Raw genomic sequence first — 5700 nt, 5'->3', positions numbered from 1 at the left:
CAAGGCGCCGGCGGGCGGCGCGGCGGCGAGCGTCAGCCCGCCCACCGCCAGCAGCACGCCGCCGCCCACGGCGGCGAGACCGCGGCGGGCGCGGCCTGGTGAGGATTTGGACATCACAGGGAGCTCCTTCAGACGGCGGGTGGTGCGCCAGGAGACGCGGGAGGTGGGGGTACGGCCCGCGCCGGATGTCGTTGCAGACCGGATGGTAATCTCGGCGACACGTCCGCGCAATAACCTGATTGAAGCTTTGCAAACAGTCTCGTAAGAGTTGAAAAAATCTGGCACCCGTGGGGAACGCGGGGCTGCGGCGACTCCCGCGGAGGGGATAGAAGCAGGCCACTGCCATGACGACGCGGCAGTGGCCTGCGAAAACCGAAACACAACGGCGACCGGGGTGTACGGACTGTCGATCCATACACTCCGGTCGCCGACGAGGTGGAACGGGCCGCCGGGAGGGACCGGCCGCGAGTCGGAGAGCTGCGCGAGCCGCCGGGGCTTACGAGCGGGGCCGGCACGCTTCGCGCCGGGCGGTCCCGGGACGGCGCGAGCACACGGGAAACGCCGTCCCGGGATCGTTGTGCGGCCCTGGGCGGGCACGCACCGTGAGCCCCAAGTCGCAGGTTATTGCGACGCCCGGCGAACGCCAGGCGAACCGGCTGGCGGATTCCGGACGAGTCAGGAAGTCGCCGCTACTGCTTGGGAATGCGCCGCCAAGCCCGAGCCCCACAAAGTTCGAGCACCACACCGCCCGAACCACAACGCCCGCGCCTCGCAAGCGCCCGAGCTACTCCATATTCGAGCCCTACAACGGCCCGAGCTTCACGACAGCCGAGCTCCACAAGCGCCCCGCCTCACAACATCCCGTGCCGCACCGCCTGCACCCCGGCCTGGAACCGGTTGCGCGCGCCGAGCTCCTCCATCAGCACACTGACTCTGCGCTGCACGGTCCGTGCCGAGATGTGCAGCTGGCGGGCGATGGCCTCGTCGGTCATCCCCGCGGTGAGCAGCGTCAGCAGGTCGCTGGTTCCGTCGGCGGGGGCGGGGGCGGGCAGGCCCGGCAGGGTGCCGGGGCCGGGCGGGATCGGCACGGCTTTGGCCCACTGGCCGAGGAAGGTGTGGACCAGCGCGTCGAGCATCTGGGAGGGGCGGATGACCAGGGCGCTGTCCAGTTCGGCGCCGGAGGCGACAGGGAGCAGGGCCCAGCGGCGGTCGACGATGCCGAGCTTGAACGGGACCTCCGGGACCATGGCTCCGGCCTCGCCGGCCGCGATCAGGGCCCGGATCTGCTCCAGGCGGCCGGGCAGCAGCAGCGAGGCGCGTTCGTAGACGCCGCGGACGTCGACGCCGCGGCGCAGCGCGTCCAGTTCCGGGTCGACGGCGTCGATCTGTACGAACGGGGCCTTGTCCAGGACCCAGACCTCGTGCCGGGCCAGGCCTTGCAGGCTGCGCCAGGTCTCGGCGATGGCGCGGCGGCCGGTGACGATCTCCACGACGTCGGTGCCGCAGGTGCCGGATGGTCCGGCCGGTCCGGATGCTCCGGCTGCACCGGCTGCTCCCGCCGCACCGGCCGTTCCGGGTGCACCGGACAACCCGAGCGCACCGGATCCGACCCGGCCAGGCCCGACCCGCCCGGATCCGACCCGCCCGGATCCGACCCGCCCGGATCCGACCCGACCCCGGTGATAACCGTCGAGCAGCCGCGTGATGTCCTCCCGCAGCCGCTGCTCGGAGCGTGCACGCTCGTTGAGCACCCGCTCCAACGCCAGGTCGGGCGCCACGGCCGACCAGCGCACGCCGCCTGCGTGCTCGGACATCCGCACCAGCTGCTTGGTGTGCAGTCCGGCGAGCAGATGCAGGACGGCGTCCAGGTCCAGGCCCAGACTCTCGGCAAGCTGGGCGGTGGTGGCCGCCTCCAGCCCGCAGAGCAGCTGGTAGAGGCCTTCCTCGTCGTGGGTGATGAGCAGATCGTCGCGGGTTCTCCCCCTGTGGTCCCGGTCTTCGGCCATGAATCAGGATCCTTCGGCGTGGCAGCAGTGGTCCGCTGTCACTGTCCCGGGGATGTCAAGGGTCGGGTTCCGTTCGAAGAAGCCGACCGGTTTGAGCTGGAACCCGGCGCGGTCCACCGGCATCACCGGCCAGTCCTCGACCCGCGGGAAGTGGGTCAGGCCGAAGGTGTGCCACAGCACGATGTCCTGGCCGTCCAGGTCGCGGTCGGCTGCGGCGAAGGCCGGCAGCCCGGCGCCGCCGGGGTGCTGGTTCACCAGGTCGCCGGCCGGGTAGCGCTCGTCCGGGTGGTAGCGGGTGACCCACAGGTGCTTGGTGGCGAACGTCGCCCGGGCGTGGATCGAGGAGGCCGGGTCGGCCAGCAGCACCGGCTGGCCCTCGGGGTGCAGCGCGTAGCCGACCGGGTGGCCGAGGCGGTTGAGCCGGTCGGGATTCACCACGTGCCAGGCGCGGGCGCGGCCCGGGTCGGCGAGCCGCTGCGCCTGGCTCTCTCGCTCCAGCCGGGTGCGGGCCACGGTGAAGGCGTTGCCGTACGGGTTCTCCGGCCCGATCGGCACGGTGCGCGCCTCGACCTCGTCGACGGCGTTGTCGCGGCCGTCGACGGCCATGTCCAGGCGCGCCGAGAACAGGTGCTGGTGGTGCGGCGCGCCAAGGCCGGGGGCGACCTCGGAGGCCCAGGGGTGGTCGCCGCCGGGGTGCGCGGAGGTGAACGGGATGCCGGTGGCCTTGGCCTCCAGCTGGATGGTGCCGTCGAGGTAGAGGTACCAGTAGAAGCCGTAGTCGTAGTTGCCGATGGTGGTGAAGAAGGAGATCACCATGCGGCGCTGGCGGCGGGTCTCGGCCGAGCCGGTCCACATCTCGCGGTGCTTCCACAGCACGCCGTAGTCCTCCTCGTGCAGGCAGACGGCGTTGCGGATGGTGTGCGGGCGGCCGTGCTCGTCGGCCAGGACGGCGTCCAGGTAGGTGATGTCGCCCAGGCAGTCGCAGCCCAGCTCCAAGGAGTTGGCGTAGCGGGCGAACACGTACTCGCCGGCGTCGAAGTAGTTCTGCCAGAACCGGACCGGCGAGGGATCGGCGTAGGGCACGACCATCTCGGCGATCGAGGCGCGGTAGACGATCGAGCGGTCGCGGCCGCCGTCGGCGAACGAGATCTGGTGCAGCACCAGGCCTTCGCGGGCGTCGAAGCCGATCCGGACCTTCCACTTGGCCCAGTGCAGCACATCGCCTTCGAGGCGGAAGCTCGGGCCGTCGGGCTGGGTGATCTCGATCGGGGTCAGGTCCACCGTGCCGGTGACGCCGTGCTGCTCGCGCCACTTCGCGTCGTCGTAGTCGGCGCACTCCGCCGGGACCGGGACCGGTCCGGTGTCGACGATGCGGGTGACCTCGCGGGCGATCACGTCGACATAGGCGACCAGGCCGTCGACCGGGTGGGCCCAGGGGTTGTCGGCCGGGTGGTCCTGGCGGAAGCACAGGGAGCGGATGATGCGCCGCCCGGCTTCCTCGGGGTGGTCGTAGGAGCCGGCGGACAGCGGGGCGACACGGACCTGGGAAGGCGTCAGATCGCGCGCGGCCAGGGCCGCGTGCCAGGCCTCGTCGCCGGCGAGGATCTCCTCGACGGCCGCGAACTCCTCGTCCAGGATCGGGACCCGGCCGTCCCGGTCGGGGTCCGGTATCCGCTCCTCGTCGACCTCGCCGCGCGTCAGGGAGACCACGACGTCCCGCGAACGGCCGTCGGCGCGGTCCAGCAGCAGGACCCGCAGTCGGCGGTCGAAAGGGGCGTCGGCGGTGTGCGCCAGGACCGCGTCCTTGGGCGGCTCCTCCAGGCCCAGGTAGGCGAAGCGGGTGGCGGCGGTGAGCAGGCCGGCGCGCTCCAGGATCGGACGGCAGGCCAGGATGTCGGCCTCGGTCAGCCGGTCCAGGGGGTGGGGCGCGGCGGGGGTCGGGACGGCGGGCATGGTGGTGGCTCCTCGGGCGGTTCGGTGGCCGCAGTGCCCCGGTACGGGAGGCGCTGGACCGGTCGGTCTGGCGGCGCGGAAGGCGACGGCGAGCGTCAGCCCATGTGCATCCAGACGCCCTTGACCTCGGTGTAGACGTCGAGCGCGTACTTGCCCATCTCGCGGCCCCAGCCGCTGGTCTTGAACCCGCCCCAGGGCGCGGCGCTGTCCGGGATCGGCAGCATGTTGACGAAGATCGCGCCGGCCCGGATGTCGGCGGCCAGGCGGTGCGCGGTGGACAGGTCCTTGGTCCAGATCGCGGCGGCCAGGCCGTAGTCGGTGTCGTTGGCGCGCACGGCCAGCTCCTGCGGGTCGTCGTAGGCCAGCACCGGCAGCACCGGGCCGAAGATCTCCTCACGCACCAGCGCCATGTCGTCGCTGACGCCGGCGAACACCGTCGGCCGGTAGAAGTTGCCGCGCTCCAGGTCCCCGGTGACCGCGCGCTCCCCGCCGGTGACCAGCTGGGCGCCGTCGGCCACGGCCCGCCGCACGTGCCGGTCGATCTCGGCCAGATGGTGGCTGGTGACCACCGGACCCACCTGGGTCGCCGGGTCCAGGCCCGGGCCGATGCGCAGGCCGGCGGCGGCGCGCGCCAGCTTCTCGGTGAACTCGTCGACGCGGCGGCGGTCGACGTAGAAGCGGGTGTAGGCGGCGCAGACCTGGCCGCTGTTGAGCAGTGCGCCCTGCAGGTTGCCGGCCACGGCGGCGTCGATGTCGGCGTCGGCGGCGATCACGCTGGGGGCCTTGCCGCCCAGTTCGAGGGTGACGCGCTTGAGGTTGCCGGCCGAGGCGCGGACGATCTCCCGGCCCACCTCGGTGGAGCCGGTGAAGGAGACCTTGTCGACGCCGGGGTGCTCGACCAGGGCCCGGCCGACGTCGGGGCCGCCGGTGAGCAGGTTGACGACGCCGGCCGGCAGGCCGGCCCGCTCCAGGATCTCCACCAGGCGCACGGTGGTCAGCGGGGTCTGCTCGGCGGGCTTGATGATGACGGCGTTGCCGCAGGCCAGCGCGGGCGCGAGCTTCCAGGCCGCGATCATCAACGGGAAGTTCCACGGGGTGATCAGCGCGCAGACGCCGACCGGTTCGCGGCGGGTGTAGTGCAGCGTGTCCGGGAACGAGACCGGGGTGACAGCACCCTCGATCTTGGTGCACCAGCCGGCGTAGTAGCGGAAGTGCTCGGCGGCGGTGGTGACGCTCACGCCGTGCGCGATGCCCAGCGGCTGGCCCTGGTCGCGGGTCTCGAGTTCGGCCAGTTCGTCGGCCTGCTCCTCGATCAGGTCGGCGACGCGCCACAGCAGGCGGGCCCGGGCGGCGGCGGTGAGGCCGGCCCAGTCCGGGGCGGTGAGGGCCTCGCGGGCGGCGTCGACGGCGAGGTCGACGTCCGCGGCGGTGGCCTGGGCGCAGACGCCCACGCGCTGCCCGGTGGCCGGGTCGAGGGTGGAGAATTCCGCTCCGTCGGAGGCCTTGGTCCAGGTGCCACCGATGAAGAGATGGGTTTGCAGCTCGTCCATGTTCTTGTCCTCCTCCTCGCCATTACCGGTCAGGGTCCAGAGTCGGCGACGTGGGGAGGCGGTGGCTTGTTCTCCAGGGAACGCTGGTTGACGCGAGGCGCTCAGCTCAGCGGGCGGCGGTGGCGCCGGCGACGGCGCGGGCGGCGGCGCGGGTGTCGGCGCGGGCGGCGGCGCGGGTGGTGGCGCGGGTG

General features: G+C 72.5%; 3 protein-coding genes. All 3 read right to left on the bottom strand.

Annotated features, from left to right (window positions below; genetic code table 11):
- Window positions 1-851 precede the first annotated feature (851 nt).
- Window positions 852-2006, bottom strand: coding sequence for a helix-turn-helix transcriptional regulator (locus ABD481_RS46205; RefSeq protein ID WP_344672297.1), 1155 nt, complete (start codon window positions 2004-2006; stop codon window positions 852-854).
- 3 nt (window positions 2007-2009) lie between these two features.
- Entirely contained in the window at window positions 2010-3959 is a 1950-nt protein-coding gene (locus ABD481_RS46200; protein WP_344672296.1) for a primary-amine oxidase, read from the bottom strand.
- A gap of 95 nt (window positions 3960-4054) precedes the next feature.
- A complete protein-coding gene (locus ABD481_RS46195) occupies window positions 4055-5509 on the bottom strand; it encodes an aldehyde dehydrogenase family protein (protein ID WP_344672295.1) in 1455 nt (484 codons plus the stop codon).
- Window positions 5510-5700 lie beyond the last annotated feature (191 nt).

The sequence above is a fragment of the Catenulispora yoronensis genome (assembly GCF_039531695.1).
GTDB lineage: Bacteria > Actinomycetota > Actinomycetes > Streptomycetales > Catenulisporaceae > Catenulispora > Catenulispora yoronensis.
The sequence above is the reverse complement of the archived record's forward strand: the minus strand, read 5'-3'. Positions and strand labels throughout refer to the sequence as shown.